Source organism: Sphingopyxis sp. GW247-27LB, from assembly GCF_002277025.1.
In the GTDB taxonomy this organism is placed as follows: Bacteria; Pseudomonadota; Alphaproteobacteria; order Sphingomonadales; family Sphingomonadaceae; genus Sphingopyxis.
In genome coordinates this window covers 234,468-250,163 of the sequence record NZ_NIWD01000009.1, presented here as the reverse complement: position 1 = coordinate 250,163, position 15,696 = coordinate 234,468, and the positions used below count along the sequence as shown (strand labels likewise).

The following is a 15,696-nucleotide window of genomic DNA, read 5'->3' as shown; positions in this document are numbered from 1 at the left end:
CCGCCCCGCCGCGGTCATGGCGCGGTAAGGTCCGACGGCAGCGTCGGTTCGCTGAGGATCAGCATCATCCGCCGCCAGCTTTCGTCGCGGTCGGGACTGCCGCGCTCGACATAGGCGCGGACCATGTCCTCGCCGATGCCGTAGTTGATCACATAGCTGCGATACTGGTCGGTGAAGGCGACCGACTGCTCGGCGCGCTGCGGCGACACGAGCAGATATTTCTGCGTTAGCGCCACGGCGGTCGGCCGGTCGATTGCGCCGTCGAGATATTGCTGCGCGATGGTCAGGCGCGCGCCCTGCAACGCCTTCAGCGCGTCGTTGAGCTGCCAGTAGCGATCGTCGCCCGGCGGCGCGATGCCGGCGAGCGGCATCAGCACGTCGCGCTCGGTGTCGGGCCGCGTGCGGTCGGGGAAGGCGAGGTCGATGCCGTAATTGGCGCTGCCCTCGGCGATCAGGCTTTGCGGGCTGTAGAGCGGATAGACGCTGAACTCGGTCCAGCCGCGCGCCTTCACCAGCTGCTCCTCGAGTTTCATGTTGAGCAGGTGGTGGCCCGGATAGCCTTCGTGGCAGCCGAGGTCGAGCGCACGCGACAGGCGGATCGGCAGGTCGGTGTTGACCTGGATGATGCTGTGATAGCCGCCCTGGTAATAATTATAGCCGCTCCAGCTCTTGCCGGTGACGAACTGCAGGTCGAAGCTCTCGCCCTCGGGCATCGTCACATGCGCGGCGGTGCGGCCGCGGCAGCGCGCGATCGCGGCGTCGAACACCGGCTGCAGCTTGTCCTTGGGGATGGTGAAGCGGTCGAGATAGGCCTCGACCCGCGCCGCGAGCGAGCCGTCGCCGGGGACGAGCGCCGCGATCGCGGCGAGCTGCGCGTCGTAGCTCGCGAGCGGCTTCAATTGGGGGCGCACGCCGAACAACCGCTCGGCCTCTTCGGCGAAGGGGAAGCGCGTCCCCTCCATCATCATCAGCCGCGTTTCGGCGGCGCGGAGCTGGGCACGCAGGAAGGCGGCGCGGCGCCGCTCGATTGGGTCGGAAAGATCGGGCGCCGCGGCATCGAGCTTGGCCATCAGCTGCCGCGCCGCGGCGAGCAGGGTCGGTTTGTCGCGCGGCGCCTTGGTCGCCGCTTCGAGCAGGCTCGGCGGGCCGTAATAGGCGTCGATATAGCCCCTTTCATGGGTGCCGATCTCGAGGGTCAGCAGCACATAGGCCGACGCGATCGCATCGACCGCCTGCGCGGCATACGTCGCCGCAGTCGGGTCGACGGGCGCGGCGGGCGCCGGCCAGGCGTTCGCGTCGGCGCCGGCGGATGCGGCGGGGGTTTCGGGTGGCGGCGCGCCGGGTGCCGGCAGGTCGGTCATGCCCGAGACGACCTCCATCCTGCGGACGTCGATCGCGGGAACATTGACGCTCACCTTGGCGGGGGCGCTTTCCTCCCCGTCCGGGCCCGGTGCCGGTGCGGCGGAGGCGGGAGCGGGCGCAGCGGGAGCGCCGCGTTCCTGAGCCTTGCGCTCGGCAACGACGCGCTTCATTTCGGGGTCGAGCGCGTAGCAGCCCGACAGCGCGGTGCCCGCGGCGAGCAGCAGGAGGATCGTGGGGGTGCGCATCAGACGGGCACGGCTCCTTTCGTTTCCGACGTGTCGCGGACATCGCCGTCGCCGTCGATCTCGGCATCGCTATCGGCCTCGATCGCGGCATGGCTGGGATGCGGCGGCGCGAAGCGGAGCACCGCGAAACCCGCGAGCGCGGCGACGAGCGATCCCATCAATATGCCGATTTTCGCTTCCTCGACCAAGAGGGCGTTCCCCGGAAAGGCGAGGCCGCCGATGAACAGGCTCATCGTGAAGCCGATGCCGCACAGCAGCGCGACGCCATAGACCTGGAGCCAGGTCGCGCCGCGCAGCCTGCCCGCTATGCCGAACCGGACTGAGAGCCAGACGCTGCCGAAAATGCCGATCTGCTTGCCCAGGAACAGCCCCGCCGCCACGCCGAGCGGCAGCGGCGCGAAGATCTGGTCGGCGGTCAGCCCGCCGATGTCGACCCCGGCATTGGCGAAGCCGAACAGCGGCACGATGGCGAAGGCGACCCACGGGTGTAGCGCATGTTCGAGGCGGTGGAGCGGCGAAGCGGCGCTGTCGGGCGCACCCGGCGTCGCTTCGAAGGGGATCGCCATCGCCGCGAGGACACCGGCGATCGTCGCATGAACCCCCGACAGCAGCATCGCATACCAGAGGAGCGCGAAGACCAGCAGATAGACGGTCAGGCGCTTCACGCCCGCGCGGTTGAGCGCGAACATCAGCGCGAGCAGCGCGGCCGCGGCCGCGAGCGCGGCGAGATCGATCTTCGCGGTATAGAAAAGCGCGATGATCGCGACCGCGCCCATGTCGTCGACGATCGCGACGGTGACGAGGAAAAGCTTGAGCGAGGTCGGCGCGCGCTTTCCGAGCAGCGCGAGGACGCCGATCGCGAAGGCGATGTCGGTCGCGGCGGGGATCGCCCAGCCTTGCGCCAGCCCCGGCTCGGACCCCGCGAAGAGCATGTAGAGGATCGCCGGCACCGCCATGCCCGCCGCCGCGGCGATCATCGGCAGCCGCCGCCGGTCCCAGCTCGCGAGCCGTCCGTCGACGAACTCGCGCTTGATCTCGAGCCCGACGAGCAGGAAGAAGATCGCCATCAACCCGTCGTTGATCCATAAATGCACCGTCATCGGCCCGAGCTTGTCGGTGAGGATCGGGCCGGTCACCGCGTGGACCGCGTCGTGATAGAGGGCGCCGAGCGGCGAATTGGCCACGATCATCGCCAGCGCCGCGGCGAGGATGAGCAGCATCCCGCCGGCGCTTTCGCTTTCGAGAAAGTCGCGCAGCGCGGAACGGGTAGCGGGGCCGGGGGCCATCGGGCGATTATATTCCTGCCAGATCGGATGTTTTCGCGGGCTTAGTAACGCGCGCTTCCCGGTTCGTCACCCTTTACAAAGAAAGGGTTTCCATTACCCCTTGTCGCGAGATGGCGACGGGGGCGTCGTCGGGGAAGACGGGGCACGGGGGTGGAACTGTCGATCGCATGGCTGCCGTGGTTCGTGCATGGCGCCGCGCACGAGTTGATGCTTTTTGCGGCGGTCGGCATCCTGCTGATCGGGCTCGACGACCTGCTGCTCGACGCGGTGTGGCTTGCGACGCGCGGTCGCTCGCAGCCCTCGGCCCGGGGCGGAACGCGCGTCGTCGACGGCAGCTTTGCGATTTTCGTCCCCGCCTGGGATGAAGCGGCGGTGCTTCCCGCGATGCTCCGGAGGACACTCGCCGCCTGGGAGGGCGAGGATTTTCGCCTCTATGTCGGCTGCTATCCGAACGACGCCGCGACCTTGCTCGCGGTCTCGCCGCTGGTCGCGCGCGATCCGCGGCTGCGCCTCGTCATCGGCGCGGCGGACGGCCCGACGACCAAGGGCGACAATCTCAATCGGCTGTGGGCGGCGCTGCTCGACGACGAACGGGCGGAGGGCGCGCGCTTCGCCGCCGTCGTTCTCCACGACGCCGAGGATCATGTCCATTGGGGTGAACTGGCGCTCTATCGCGCGATGCTCGCCGACCATGCGATGGTGCAGATTCCGGTGGTGCCGATGATCCGCAAGGGCGCGATCTGGGTCGGCGGCCATTATGCCGACGAATTCGCCGAGGCGCATGGAAAGGAACTCGCGGTTCGGTCGCGGCTCGGCCTGCCGATCCCGTCGGCGGGGGTGGGATGCGCGCTGTCGCGGGGCGCGCTGTCGCTGCTCGCGCTCCACCGCGACGGGCGGCCCTTTCGCGCCGACAGCCTGACCGAGGATTATGAGGTAGGAATGCTCCTCGGCGCTCATGGCCTGCGCGCGCGTTTCGTCGCCGCCTCGGCGGGGGCGGGCGATCCGATCGTGTCGCGCGGCTGTTTTCCGGGCCGCGCCGATGCCGCGATGCGACAGAAGGCGCGGTGGATCGCGGGGATCGCGCTCGAGGGCTGGGATCATCTGGGATGGAACGCGGTCGCCGAAGGGGGCGGCGCCCGTGGCTGGGCCGCGCGCTGGATGTTGTGGCGCGACCGGCGCGCACCGCTCGCCGCCGCCGTCATTCTCGCCGCCTATGCCGGGCTGGTCCTGACCCTATTGGGCTGGGTGGGGCAGGGGATGATCGGCTGGCCGCCGCCGATCGCGCATGAGGGGCTGCGCCTTCTCCTGGATTTCGCGGCCGCGCTGCTGCTGTGGCGGCTTGGCATGCGCTGTCACTTCACCGCGCGCTGGTACGGCTGGCGGCAGGGGTTGCGCGCGGCCCCGCGCGCCTTCGTCGCCAATGTCATCGCGGTGCTTGCGACGTGGCGGGCGGTGGCGATCTATTGCCACATGCTGCGGTCGGGCGAGGTCGTGTGGGACAAGACCGAGCATGACACCGAAGCCGCTCCCCGCCCGGTCGCCATGCCGGTTCGCCTGCCGTGATGATCCGGCAGGCGGGGCCACGCGCGCGCCGCGATGCGCCGGCGCTGCGCTTCCTGCTGCTTTGCGGCGGCGGCTGGATCGCGCTGCGCCTGCTCGCGAACTGGAATCCCGCCGTCCCGGTGCCGCCGATGCCGCCTTCGCCCTGGTCGCCGCCGTCCCGGTTCGCCATGAACACGATGTCGGCGGCGTCGCCCGTTGCCGCGGATCACGCGCCGGTGGCCGGCAGCGCGAAATCGCATCCGGTTTCGGGCGTTCCACCCGTCGCCGAAGATCGCAGCGGCTGGCAAGGCCATGCCGCAGCGCTCGCCGGAAAGGGGGGCGGGCTCGATCGTCACGGCCTTCGCCTCGCGCTGATGGCGCGGCTGCTCTCGCCGCTGGCCCAGGGTAACGCACGCGCGGCGGTGCCGACCGGCGCGATCTGGATGCCGGCGAACGCCGCGGCGCGCGCCGAGCCCGGATCGGGCAAGCCTTTCTGGATGGCGCGCGATCTTTCGGGCTGGTCGCTGTCGGGGTGGCTGTTCCTGCGCCAGGGCTCGGCATCGGCGCCGGGAGTGATCGCCGCGGGCGGCGAACTCGGGGGCAGCCAGGCGGGGATGCGCGCCGTCTATGGATTCAGCGACCAGGGCCGGACGCGTGCCTTTGCGCGCGCGACGATCGCGACCGACCGGCCGGGCCAGCGCGAGGTCGCGCTCGGGCTGGCCTTCTCCCCGGTGGCGCATCTGCCGGTCGATATCGCGATCGAACAGCGCCTTGCCGCGGGCCCCGAGGGGCGCACCGCGCTGGCGGCGACGGTCGGCGGCGGCGTCAGCGATGTGGCGCTGCCGGGCGGTTTCCGGCTGGAGGCATATGGCCAGGCCGGGGTGGTCGGCGCCCATCGCCGCGACGGCTTCGCCGAGGCCGCGGTCGTCGTCGATCACGCGGTTGGCAGGGACGCGCCGCTGCGGCTCGGCGGGCTGGCGGTTGCCGCGGCGCAGCCCGGCGCATCGCGGGTCGACGTCGGCCCTCGGTTGACCCTGCGCCTGCCCGACGTCGGGCAGGGCAGCCGGATCGCGGTCGACTGGCGGCAGCGCGTCGCGGGCGATGCGCGCCCCGCGAGCGGGCTCGCAGTGACGCTGGCGGCCGACTTTTGAAAATCGCGCGGCCATAGGCGCGCAGCCGATTCCCCGGCCCGGAAAAATCGTCTAGGGTCGCATGAATCGGCGCCGCCCGGGCGCCGGCATCACGCGTCGGGGCCTGTTCTTGGATCTCTATCTTCCTGTCGCCAACCTGTCGGTCAACGCGCTGTTCATCATCCTGCTCGGCGGCGGGGTCGGCTTTCTGTCGGGCATGTTCGGCGTCGGCGGCGGCTTCCTGACCACGCCGCTGCTGATCTTTTACGGGATTCCGCCGACGGTGGCCGCGGCATCGGCGGCGACGCAGGTCACGGGCGCCAGCGTGTCGGGGACGATGGCCTACCTCGAGCGCGATGGCGTCGACCTGCGCATGGGCGCGGTGCTCGTCGCGGGTGGCCTTGTCGGGTCGGTGATCGGCGCGGGGCTGTTCGAGCTGCTGACCGCCTGGGGACAGATCGATACGGTGATCTCGATCCTCTATGTCGCGATGCTGGGATCGGTCGGCACGATCATGGGGCGCGAGGCGTGGGGCTCGCTGCGGGCGATGAAGGCGGGGATACCGCCGCCCCCGCGCAAGCGCCGCCATCACCCGATGGTCGCCAACCTGCCGCTGCGCTGGCGCTTCTATCGCTCGGGCCTCTATATCTCGCCGCTCGCGCCGCTGCTGCTCGGCATGGGGGTCGGGATATTGACGATGCTGCTCGGCGTCGGCGGCGGCTTCATCATGGTTCCCGCGATGGTCTATCTGCTCGGCATGGGGACGCAGGTGGTCGTCGGCACCTCGCTGTTCCAGATATTGTTCGTGACGATCGCGACGACGATGGTGCATGCGATGACGACGGGTGCGGTCGACATCGTGCTCGCGGGGTTGCTGCTGCTCGGCAGCGTCACCGGCGCGCAGGTCGGCGCGCGCTTCGCCCAGTCGGTTCGGCCCGAATATCTGCGGCTGCTGCTCGCGGTGATCGTCCTTCTCGTGGCGCTGCGCATGGGGGTCGACCTCTTCATCCGCCCCGAAGAAATCTATACCGTGCAATGACGCGCCTGGCCGCCTTGCTGCTGGGGCTTGCCGCCACGCTGTTGCCCGCCGGGAGCGTGCAGGCGGCCGACCCGCGGCTGGTGCCCGACGTGTCGAACCGCGCGATCGACATCCAGTACAGCTTCACGGGCGAGGAACTGCTGCTGTTCGGCGCGATCCTCTATCCGGGCCAGCGCCTGCCCGACGACCGCGCTGATATCGTCGTCGTGCTGAAAGGGCCGGTGCGTCCGATCGTGCTGCGCGAGAAACAGCGCGTCGCGGGCATCTGGGTGAACGCCAGCAGCATTCGCCTGCGCACCTCGCCCGGCTTCTATGCGATCGGATCGTCGCGCCCGATCGACAAGCTGGTCGACGAGCGTACCGCGGCGATCTTCGAACTCGGGCTCAGCAACCTGTCGATGTCGCCGACGGGCTTTTCCGAAGCGAAGAAGCTCGAACGCTTCGAGGGCGGGCTGATCGATCTCTATCGCCGGCTCGGCCTTTTCTATGAAAACCCCCGCGCGGTGGAGATCAGCGAAGGGGTGCTCTATCGCGCGCGCATTCCCGTGCCGGCGCGCGTTCCGGTCGGCAATTACCGCGCCGAAACCTACCTGATCAGCAAGGGCCGCGTCATCGCGGTCGCCTCGCGCGACGTCGAGATCCGCAAGGCGGGGTTCGAACGCTTCGTCGCGCTCGCGGCGCAGCGCCACGGCTTTCTCTATGGCCTGACCGCGGTCCTCCTGTCGCTCGTCCTCGGCTATGGCGCTTCGGCGATCTTCCGGCGGCGCTGAACCCCAAAAAAGCAGCATAAGCGCTTTCTTTACCATCCGGTGCGATACCGGTGTCGGGACTGACAACAGGCGGGGCATTGGGATGGACATGCAGAGCGGCGGGTTCAGCGCCGGCGATCAGACGGCCGCGCAAACCGTGCGCCTCGCCGGTGGCGGGACCGTCGCGCCCATCGCGGCGGTGACGGCGCATCATCGCGACGAGCTGCTCGTCGGCGAAGTGATCGACATCGCGGGTTCGACCTCGCGCATCATCCTCGACGCGGGAGCGATCGGCCGGCTTGCGGGGTCGGGCGACCCCGCGGTCGCGATGGCGGGCCAGGTCGGCGCCCAGATCAAGGTCCGCGTCGGCAACGTCTGGCTTCTCGCCAGTATCCGCGACCAGCAACTTCACGAAGGCGACAGGGGCGTGATCGTCGCCTCGGTCGACTTCCTCGGCGAGGGCGACGAGGAGAAGCTGACCGGGCGCATCCACAATTTCCGCCGCGGCGTCACCCGCTATCCGGTGCCGGGCAGCGAGGTCTATGCGGCGACCAGCGCCGATTTGAAGCAGATCTATGCCGCCGACGAGCGCGCGCATGTCGAGATCGGAACCGTCTATCCGACCAAGGATATCCGCGGCTCGCTCTATGTCGACGCGATGCTCGGCAAGCATTTCGCGCTATTGGGTTCGACCGGCACCGGCAAATCGACGAGCGCGGCGCTGATCCTCCATAGGATCTGCGAACTCGCGCCGCAGGGCCATATCGTGATGATCGACCCGCACGGCGAATATTCGGCTGCCTTCAAGGGCACCGGCGCGCTGTTCGACGTCGACAATCTCGCGATGCCCTATTGGCTGATGAACTTCGAGGAACATTGCGAGGTCTTCGTCACCAGCGAGGGTCGCGAACGGCAGGGCGACTGCGACGTGCTCGCCAAATGCCTGCTCCAGGCGCGGCAAAAGAACCGCCTGGCCGAAGGGATGACCAAGCTCACGGTCGATTCGCCGATCCCCTATCTGCTCTCCGACCTGCTCGCCATCCTGTCGAACGAGATGGGCAAGCTCGACAAGGCGACCTCGTCGGCGCCCTTTATGCGGATCAAGGGCAAGATCGAGGAAATGCGCGCCGATCCGCGCTATAATTTCATGTTTTCGGGCATGCTCGTCGCCGATACGATGGCGGCCTTCATCGGCAAGATCTTCCGCCTGCCCTCGGACGGGCGCCCGATCTCGATCATCGACGTGTCGGGGGTGCCTTCGGACATCACCAGCGTCGTCGTCGCGGTGCTGTCGCGCCTGACCTTCGACTATGCGATCTGGTCGCGCGGCGAGCCGCAGCGGCCGATCCTGCTCGTCTGCGAGGAGGCGCACCGCTACATCCCGGCAAAGGACGTCGGCCAGGGGCAGGCGGTGCGCAAGATTCTCGAGCGGATCGCCAAGGAAGGCCGCAAATATGGCGTGTCGCTCGGCCTGATCACCCAGCGCCCGTCGGACCTCGCCGAAGGCGTGCTGTCGCAGTGCGGCACGATCATCTCGATGCGCCTCAACAACGAGCGCGACCAGCATTTCGTCAAGGCCGCGATGCCCGAGGGCGCGCGCGGTTTCATCGATTCGATCCCGGCGCTGCGCAACCGCGAGTGCATCGTCTGCGGCGAAGGCGTCTCGATCCCGATCCGCGTCTATCTCGACACGCTCGAAGAGGACAAGCGCCCGGCGTCGAGCGACCCGCTATTCTCGAAGCTATGGCGCGATACGGGCGGCGAGGTCGAAATCCTCGACCGGGTGGTCAAGCGCTGGCGCAGCCAGGGGCGTTGATTTTCTTCGCCTGACGGCGAAGGCGGCACCGGCCCGCTCCCCCCACCCGGCGGCCTCCCGACATAGTATTCTATGGGAGGCCGGGTGGGGGAGCGGGCCGGTGCCGCGTCTGGCTCAGCCAGACAAGAACATCAGCCCGCCGGCGGCTCCCACAGCTCGATCGGATTGCCCTCCGGATCGTGCACCCGCGCGAAACGGCCGGTCGCGGGGTCGTTCCACTCGTCCTTGGTGATGATCTCCTCGCCAGCGGCGCGGAAGGGTTCGAGCACCGCGTCGAGATCGTCGACGCGGAAATTGATCATATGCTGGCGGTCGGCGGTGAAATAATCGCTGTCGGCCTTGAAGGGTTCGAAGACGAGCGGACCGGCGGTGACGTTCCATACCCATTCGTTGGGCGGCACGCTGTCGTCGGCGCTGCAGCCGCCACCGACGCCGAGCCGCTGCTGATACCATGTCTTGAGCGCCGCAGGGTCGCGCGACCGGAAGAAGAGCCCGCCGATGCCTTTCACATGTCCCATGGGATGCCTCCCTGTCTGGTGAAGCGCGAATGCTAGGACGATTGCTTCAACGAATCCACTCCCCGCTGCCCTTGAACTCGTCGCGGATCTGGCCCGACTGGTTGAGCCGCGGGTCGGCATAGGTGGGCGGCGGCGATGCCGGCTGCCGGGCGGCGGTGACCGGCGTACCAATGTCGCGCCCCTGCTGCGCCAGCGCGCCGGGCATCGGGGCGGCCGCGACGTCCGGGAGCGGCGCGGCGGCGGTTTCGGGAAGCAGCGCGGCCGGCACCGCGCCCTTCGCGCGCGCCGCGATCTGCTCGGCGACCGGCAGATAAGGCCCCGGTGCCGGCTCGCGGCCGAGATAGGGCGCGCGGAACGCGTCGGGCATCCCCCAGCGCCCGCGCCAGCGGTGAAAGATATGCGCGCCGACGATATTGGTCATCACCAGGCTCTTGCCCCAGCGCGGCCAGATCGCCTGCGTGTGATAATGGGTCGCGAGGCCGACGCCGGAAAAGACATATCCGCCGAGCGCCGCCGAGGCGATACGGCTCGCGCGCAGCCAGTTCCGCTTTTCGGGCGCCCGCGCCATCGCGCCGTCGCAGGCGAAGGTGAACTGGCAGACGCCCGGACGCTGCGACCCCTGGAAGACGACGCCGCAGACGGTGTTGGGGAAGCTCGGGTGGCGGACGCGGTTGAGCACGACCTGCGCGACCCCGCGCATCCCGTCGTCGCTTTCGGACGCCGCCTCGTAATAAATGGCGGCGGTCAGGCAATAATGCGCTCGCTCGCGGTCGAGCGCGGTCGCGCCGCGAAAGACATAGGATTTGGCGGGCGGGCCGACGAACGCTTCCTGTTGCAGCGTCGCGGGGTCGGCGGGCGGCTGTCCGGTGGCATCGGCATATCCGACGCTCGCGGGATCGGGCAGCGTCGGATCGATCTTCAGCGCGTCGGCATAGCTTCCGGCGTTCATGATCGCCCAGCGCTGCGGGTCATAGGGCTTGAAGTCGAGCGGCACGCTGACGCTATAGGGGCCGAAATGCGGCGTGTAGGCGCGCAACTGCCCGCTTCCCAGGGCCATCGCCAGCGAGGCGACGATCACCGCGGCGATCAGCCCGGCCCAGAAATTGCGCCCCGGCCCGGCCGGCCGTTCAGCCAGCGGATCGAGCCAGGCGATGCCGGGCGTAAGATGCAGTTCGGGTTTCATGCGCGCGTCGGAATCCGGTGCCGCCCCGCGCGACCGATTCGCGCGCGACCCACGCTGACCCTCTTAAGCCGCGAGATACGAACAAAAAGTTGCGCCGCGGGCGAAATGTCCCGCGGCGGGACAGGCGAAAAAGGCGCCTGTCAGCGCGCGAGCAGCGCGATCACGAAGAGGATCAGCGCCGTGGTCGAGGCGATCGTGCGGACATGGTTCCACGCGGTCCATTCGCGCAGATAGCGCGCCCACAGCTCCGCGCCGGCCGCGCTCGCCGGATCGCTCGCAGCGAGCGCATTGTTGCGGGGGACGTTGAACAGCATCGTGACGACGAACATGCCGGCGAAATAGAGGAGGCCGCCCGCGAGCATCGCCGGGGCGCCGGGCCGGTCCCATCCGAGAAGCGCGATGATCGCGAGCGCGAGGCTCGACAGGCTGCTGCCGAGGAAGAGCGGCATGAACGGCGAGCGCAGGATCGCGGCGTCGATGCTGTTCATCGCCGCGACGCCGGCGGTCGTGTCGATGCGGCCGAGCGCCGTCATCACGAACGCCGAGAAAGCGAAATAGAGCCCGGCGAGCAGGCCGCAGGCGACGACCGAGAACCAGAGCAGGATAGTGATCGCGTGATCCATGACAGCCTCGTCCCGGCAAACGGCGCGGGTCGCGAGACTAGACGAGATCGGGAGGCTTTGCGAGCCCCGCCGGCCGGCCTGTCAGCCGTCGATCTCGGCGTGATACCATTCGCCGCGCGGGGTGACGGTGATGTCGAGGCCGAAGAGGTCGGTGAGCGTGTCGCTCGTCAGCAGGTCGGCCTTGGCCCCGTCGCGGAGGAGGTGGCCGCCGCGCAGCATCACGATGCGGTCGATCTCGGGCAGGATTTCCTCGATATGATGGGTGATGAGCAGCATCGTCGTGCCGCCCCGCGCGACGCCGCGCAGCATGTCGAGGAAATGGTGCCGCGCCGCGGGGTCGAGCCCCGCGCAGGGCTCGTCGAGCAGCAGCGCGCGCGGCCGGTGCGCGAGGGCGCGGGCGATCAGAACGCGGCGCGCCTCGCCGGTCGACAGGCTCGCCATGCTGCGCCCGATCAGGCGGCTCGCGCCGACCTCTTCGAGCGCGGCGCGCGAGACGTCGATCATCTCCTGCGTATAATGTTGATGCTTCCAGAGGCCGCGCGAGGCGAAGAAGCCCGAGACGACGCAGTCGAGCACCTCGAGCGGCGGCTCGGCGTCGAAATCGAGCTGTTCGGTGGAGGAGACGATGCCGAGCAGCTTGCGAAGCTCGAAGACGTTCCAGCTGTCCTGCCCGAAGATACGGACATCGGCGCCCCAGACGGGATAGAGCTGGCGCGTGATCAGCTTGACCAGCGTCGACTTGCCCGAGCCGTTGGCGCCGAGGATCGCGGTGCTTTCACCCGCGCCGATGGTCAGTGCGGCGAGATCGAGAATGCAGGCCTCGTCCGCCATGACGCGGACATCGGCGAGGGCGAGGAGGGGAGAGTCGTCGGCCATGGCGGCGCGTTGAGCATGGTGCGGTGCGATAGGGCAAGGGGGAAATGGTTTGGCGGGGACGTGGCGGTCGCTTTGGGGTGGGGAGCGGACGATCCTCCGATCCTCCCTGTCGCGCAGCGATGGGGAGGTGGCAGCGGCGTAGCCGCTGACGGAGGGGCCGAGCGCGAAGCGCTCGCTGGCGCTCGCGGCCCCTCCACCATCCTTCGGATGGTCCCCCTCCCCACGGCTCCGCCGCAGGGAGGATCTCTCCGCAACGCGCCTATATGCAGCGCACTTCTTGACATGGTTAGCCAGTTGGGACGTCGGGGCCGCGGGCCGCGGCGGCTGTTTCCGCATGGTTCTTCCGGTCATCCGATTTGGGATCATCAGTTGGTCGATTTCGACGCCCTCAATGCGATCATCGCGCCCGAAGCCGAGGCGATGGGCCTTGCGCTCGTGCGCGTCGCCTTCTTCGGCGGCGACAGCGACCCGACCCTGCAGGTGATGGCCGAGCGGCCCGACACGCGCCAGCTCACCATCGCCGATTGCGCCGATCTGTCGCGCCGTATCTCGGAACGGCTCGACGCGCTGGAAGAGGCGGGCAAGGACCCGATCGACGGCGCCTACCGGCTCGAGGTTTCGTCGCCCGGCATCGACCGGCCGCTGACCCGCCGCGCCGACTTCGCCGACTGGGCGGGGCATGAGGCGAAGGTGGCGCTCAAGGAGAAGCTGGACGGGCGCCAGCGTTTCAACGGTACCCTCGTCGGGATCGACGGCGATATCGTGACGATTTTGGACAAGGAAGAGGTCGAGCATAAACTGCCGTTCGACGCGATCGACACCGCGAAGCTCGTTCTCACCGACAAATTGATTGCCGCAACCGTCCCGCTCTCGACCGAGGGCGCCGACGATATGGAAGAAGAAGGACAGGACTGATGGCCACTGCCATTTCCGCCAACAAGGCCGAATTGCTCGCGATTGCCAACAGCGTCGCCAGCGAGAAGATGATCGACAAGACGATCGTCATCGAGGCGATCGAGGAAGCGATCCAGCGCGCGGCGCGCGCGCGCTACGGCGCCGAGAACGACATTCGTGCGAAATTGGACCCGCAGACCGGCGATCTCCGCCTGTGGCGCGTCGTCGAGGTGGTCGAGCAGGTCGACGATTATTTCAAGCAGGTCGACCTCGCCGCAGGCCAGAAGCTGCAGAAGGACGCCAAGATCGGCGACTTCATCGTCGACCCGCTCCCCGCGGTCGACCTCGGTCGTATCGACGCCCAGTCGGCGAAGCAGGTGATCTTTCAGAAGGTCCGCGAAGCCGACCGCGAGCGCCAGTATCAGGAATTCAAGGACCGCGCGGGTGAGATCATCACCGGCGTCGTCAAGTCGGTCGAGTTCGGCCACATCGTCGTCAACCTCGGCCGCGCCGAGGGCGTGATCCGCCGCGACCAGCAGATCCCGCGCGAACTGATGCGCGTCGGCGACCGCGTTCGCGCGCTGATCCTGTCGGTGCGCAGCGAGACGCGCGGGCCGCAGATTTTCCTGTCCCGCGCACACCCCGACTTCATGAAGAAGCTGTTCGCGCAGGAAGTGCCCGAAATCTACGACGGCATCATCGAGATCAAGGCGGCCGCCCGCGATCCGGGCAGCCGCGCCAAGATCGGCGTGATCAGCTATGACGGCAGCATCGACCCCGTCGGCGCCTGCGTCGGCATGAAGGGCAGCCGCGTGCAGGCGGTCGTCCAGGAAATGCAGGGCGAAAAGATCGACATCATCCCCTGGTCCGAAGACACCGCGACCTTCGTCGTCAACGCGCTCCAGCCCGCGACGGTGCAGCGCGTCGTCATCGACGAGGATGACGGGCGGATCGAGGTCGTCGTTCCCGACGACCAGTTGAGCCTCGCCATCGGCCGCCGCGGCCAGAACGTCCGTCTCGCCAGCCAGCTGACTGGCAGCCAGATCGACATCATGACCGAGGCCGACGCGAGCGAGAAGCGCCAGCGCGAATTCGTCGAACGTTCGACGATGTTCCAGGAAGAGCTCGACGTCGACGAGACGCTCGCGCAGCTTCTGGTCGCCGAAGGCTTCGGCGAGCTCGAGGAAGTCGCATACGTGCCGCTCGAGGAACTGGCGGGCATCGAAGGCTTTGACGAGGAGCTGGCGCAGGAACTGCAGAGCCGTGCGACCGAGGGGCTGGAACGCCGCGAGGAAGCCGCGCGCGCCGAGCGCCGCGAACTGGGGGTCGAGGACGATCTGGCCGAGGTTCCGCACCTGACCGAAGCGATGCTGGTCGTGCTCGGCAAGGCGGGGATCAAGACACTCGACGACCTCGCCGACCTCGCGACCGACGAACTGATCGCCAAGAAGCGGCAGGACAACCGCCGCGGCCCGTCGCGCGAACGCAGCGAGCGCGCTGAGGACAAGGGCGGCGTGCTCGGCGAATATGGCCTGAGCGAAGAGCAGGGCAACGAGATCATCATGGCAGCGCGCGCGCACTGGTTCGACGACGAACCCGTGGCCGAAGCGCCGCAAGCCGGGCCCGCGGCGGAGCCGCAAACCGGGGAGGCCGCCGATGCGGACCCCGCGCAATGATCAGCTGAGCGAAACCAGCCGCGCGGGGAAGCGCGGGGAGCACGTGCCCGAGCGGCGCTGTGTGGTGACCGGCGAGGTTTCGCCGGCCGACCGGCTCGTGCGCCTCGCACTCGGGCCCGACGGCGCCATCGCGCCCGACGTCCACGGCAAGGCGCCGGGGCGCGGCGCGTGGATCGGCGTGCCGCGCGCCGAGCTCGAGGCGGCGCAGGCGAAGGGCAAGCTCAAGGGCGGGCTCGCGCGGGCGCTGCACGAAGGTCATATCGCGATCCCCGACGATCTCGGCGAGCGGATCGCGGCGCAGCTTGCGCGCGCGACGCTCGACCGACTGGGGCTCGAAGCGCGCGCGGGCACGCTGATCAGCGGCAACGACAAGATCGAGCAGGCGGCGCGGCGCGGGCAGGTCCGCCTGCTGCTGCACGCGCGGGATGCCGGCGAGGATGGGCGCAAGAAACTGGCGCAGGCGTGGCGCGTCGGTGAGGATGACGAAGGCTCGGGCCGTGAAGGGATGGTCTTGCCGGTGGACCGGCAGTCCCTATCTATGGCATTGGGGCGTGAAAATGCGGTGCATTTGGCGATTATCGACGCCCGCGCCGCCGACCGGGTGCTGGCGCATTTGAGCCGCTGGCAGTTTTTCACCGGATGGAGTAGGGACGCGGCCAACCGCGTTCCGACGGAGGATTCCCGCGCGGCGGGAGACGAGGCGGCGTCCACGGATTCCGGGGCTTCGGGCGCGTTTTTGAAGGAATGATGGTTTTCG

Annotated in this window: 14 protein-coding genes; 8 read left to right on the top strand and 6 right to left on the bottom strand. The window is 68.7% G+C overall.

The genetic code is table 11. The annotated features are described in order from the left end of the window. Positions 1-14: 14 nt before the first annotated feature. Positions 15-1,607 carry a hypothetical protein gene (locus CD928_RS13620; RefSeq protein WP_095387651.1) on the bottom strand — a complete coding sequence of 531 codons (1,593 nt, stop codon included), beginning with the start codon at positions 1,605-1,607 and terminating at the stop codon, positions 15-17. After that, complete coding sequence (nhaA, locus tag CD928_RS13615) at positions 1,607-2,893, bottom strand: Na+/H+ antiporter NhaA (RefSeq protein ID WP_095387650.1); 1,287 nt, start codon at positions 2,891-2,893, stop codon at positions 1,607-1,609. Before nhaA ends, CD928_RS13620 begins: the two co-directional genes overlap by 1 nt. A 150-nt stretch (positions 2,894-3,043) precedes the next feature. Between nhaA and CD928_RS13610 the strand changes: the two genes are divergently transcribed. The 5 genes from CD928_RS13610 (at position 3,044) to CD928_RS13590 (ending at position 9,169) form a co-directional block, all read left to right on the top strand. Further along, positions 3,044-4,456, top strand: a complete 1,413-nt coding sequence (locus CD928_RS13610) for a glycosyl transferase family protein (protein WP_095387649.1) — start codon at positions 3,044-3,046, stop codon at positions 4,454-4,456. Beyond that, positions 4,453-5,586 carry a hypothetical protein gene (locus tag CD928_RS13605; protein ID WP_141237155.1) on the top strand — a complete coding sequence of 378 codons (1,134 nt, stop codon included), beginning with the start codon at positions 4,453-4,455 and terminating at the stop codon, positions 5,584-5,586. The genes CD928_RS13610 and CD928_RS13605 overlap by 4 nt, the downstream gene beginning before the upstream one ends. A gap of 109 nt (positions 5,587-5,695) precedes the next feature. Beyond that, complete coding sequence (locus CD928_RS13600) at positions 5,696-6,604, top strand: sulfite exporter TauE/SafE family protein (RefSeq protein WP_095388055.1); 909 nt, start codon at positions 5,696-5,698, stop codon at positions 6,602-6,604. Continuing rightward, positions 6,601-7,374 (top strand): TIGR02186 family protein, encoded by a 774-nt coding sequence (locus CD928_RS13595; protein ID WP_095387647.1) that lies wholly within the window; start codon positions 6,601-6,603, stop codon positions 7,372-7,374. The genes CD928_RS13600 and CD928_RS13595 overlap by 4 nt, the downstream gene beginning before the upstream one ends. 82 nt (positions 7,375-7,456) lie before the next feature. Further along, positions 7,457-9,169 carry an ATP-binding protein gene (locus CD928_RS13590; protein WP_095387646.1) on the top strand — a complete coding sequence of 571 codons (1,713 nt, stop codon included), beginning with the start codon at positions 7,457-7,459 and terminating at the stop codon, positions 9,167-9,169. 131 nt (positions 9,170-9,300) lie between these two features. Here CD928_RS13590 and CD928_RS13585 read toward each other — a convergent pair whose 3' ends face one another. The 4 genes from CD928_RS13585 to CD928_RS13570 all read right to left on the bottom strand — a co-directional run bounded on the left by CD928_RS13585 (position 9,301) and on the right by CD928_RS13570 (position 12,369). Beyond that, a complete protein-coding gene (locus CD928_RS13585; protein WP_095387645.1) occupies positions 9,301-9,687 on the bottom strand; it encodes a VOC family protein in 387 nt (128 codons plus the stop codon). A 46-nt stretch (positions 9,688-9,733) separates the two neighbouring features. Continuing rightward, positions 9,734-10,870 carry a cell wall hydrolase gene (locus CD928_RS13580; RefSeq protein WP_095387644.1) on the bottom strand — a complete coding sequence of 379 codons (1,137 nt, stop codon included), beginning with the start codon at positions 10,868-10,870 and terminating at the stop codon, positions 9,734-9,736. 140 nt (positions 10,871-11,010) lie between these two features. Next, complete coding sequence (locus CD928_RS13575; RefSeq protein WP_095387643.1) at positions 11,011-11,493, bottom strand: DUF1772 domain-containing protein; 483 nt, start codon at positions 11,491-11,493, stop codon at positions 11,011-11,013. A gap of 81 nt (positions 11,494-11,574) precedes the next feature. Continuing rightward, positions 11,575-12,369, bottom strand: coding sequence for an ABC transporter ATP-binding protein (locus CD928_RS13570; protein WP_095387642.1), 795 nt, complete (start codon positions 12,367-12,369; stop codon positions 11,575-11,577). A 369-nt stretch (positions 12,370-12,738) separates the two neighbouring features. Between CD928_RS13570 and rimP the strand changes: the two genes are divergently transcribed. From rimP to CD928_RS13555, 3 genes are read left to right on the top strand one after another with little or no spacing between them, the layout of a single operon-like run. Further along, complete coding sequence (rimP, locus tag CD928_RS13565) at positions 12,739-13,284, top strand: ribosome maturation protein RimP (protein WP_095387641.1); 546 nt, start codon at positions 12,739-12,741, stop codon at positions 13,282-13,284. Next, entirely contained in the window at positions 13,284-14,939 is a 1,656-nt protein-coding gene (gene nusA, locus CD928_RS13560) for a transcription termination factor NusA (protein WP_095387640.1), read from the top strand. The genes rimP and nusA overlap by 1 nt, the downstream gene beginning before the upstream one ends. Next, positions 14,920-15,687, top strand: a complete 768-nt coding sequence (locus tag CD928_RS13555; RefSeq protein WP_095387639.1) for a DUF448 domain-containing protein — start codon at positions 14,920-14,922, stop codon at positions 15,685-15,687. Before nusA ends, CD928_RS13555 begins: the two co-directional genes overlap by 20 nt. The last annotated feature ends 9 nt before the right edge of the window (positions 15,688-15,696 follow it).

Excerpts from the sequence above, each read along its gene's own strand:
- CD928_RS13620 (WP_095387651.1), bottom strand. The coding sequence starts at position 1,607 with ATGCGCACCCCCACGATCCTCCTGCTGCTCGCCGCGGGCACCGCGCTG.
- nhaA (WP_095387650.1), bottom strand. The coding sequence starts at position 2,893 with ATGGCCCCCGGCCCCGCTACCCGTTCCGCGCTGCGCGACTTTCTCGAA.
- CD928_RS13595 (WP_095387647.1), top strand. The coding sequence starts at position 6,601 with ATGACGCGCCTGGCCGCCTTGCTGCTGGGGCTTGCCGCCACGCTGTTG.
- CD928_RS13590 (WP_095387646.1), top strand. The coding sequence starts at position 7,457 with ATGGACATGCAGAGCGGCGGGTTCAGCGCCGGCGATCAGACGGCCGCG.
- CD928_RS13585 (WP_095387645.1), bottom strand. The coding sequence starts at position 9,687 with ATGGGACATGTGAAAGGCATCGGCGGGCTCTTCTTCCGGTCGCGCGAC.
- CD928_RS13580 (WP_095387644.1), bottom strand. The coding sequence starts at position 10,870 with ATGAAACCCGAACTGCATCTTACGCCCGGCATCGCCTGGCTCGATCCG.
- CD928_RS13575 (WP_095387643.1), bottom strand. The coding sequence starts at position 11,493 with ATGGATCACGCGATCACTATCCTGCTCTGGTTCTCGGTCGTCGCCTGC.
- CD928_RS13570 (WP_095387642.1), bottom strand. The coding sequence starts at position 12,369 with ATGGCCGACGACTCTCCCCTCCTCGCCCTCGCCGATGTCCGCGTCATG.
- nusA (WP_095387640.1), top strand. The coding sequence starts at position 13,284 with ATGGCCACTGCCATTTCCGCCAACAAGGCCGAATTGCTCGCGATTGCC.
- CD928_RS13555 (WP_095387639.1), top strand. The coding sequence starts at position 14,920 with ATGCGGACCCCGCGCAATGATCAGCTGAGCGAAACCAGCCGCGCGGGG.